Origin of the sequence: Halorubrum miltondacostae (genome assembly GCF_041379815.1) — an archaeon.
Taxonomy (GTDB): Archaea; Halobacteriota; Halobacteria; order Halobacteriales; family Haloferacaceae; genus Halorubrum; species Halorubrum miltondacostae.
In genome coordinates, this window is sequence record NZ_JBEDNY010000015.1 from 1 (window position 1) to 356 (window position 356).

The 356-nt window shown below is 57.9% G+C and carries 1 rRNA gene; it reads right to left on the minus strand.

The features are described 5' to 3' along the window. Positions 1 to 356: ribosomal RNA gene (locus ABNG04_RS17990) — 23S ribosomal RNA — on the minus strand; the annotation flags it as partial.

A 356-nucleotide genomic window follows, 5' to 3' on the forward strand; every position in this document is an offset into this window, starting at 1 on the left:
TCACCTCCCGGCTGTTTAGGGCTTGAGACCACCTTCGAATCGCACTTAATCTACACTTTGGGACCTTAACCCGGCTCTGGGTTGTTCCCCTCACGGTACACAGGCTTACCCCGCGCACCGGACTCCCATCGTCTACGACGCCTGCGGGTTTGGAGTTCGACAGGATGGCCGACTCCTCTCGGAGGCGGGTCATCCAATCGGTAGCTCTACCCCGCGGGCTATCTCGGATGAGGTCATGCTTCGACATGTTTCGGTTGGAACCAGCTGTTGCCAGGCTCGATGGGCCTTTCACCCCTACACACGAGTCACGAGAGGGTATTGTAGAACACCAACTCTAACAGGCCTCCACGTGGCTT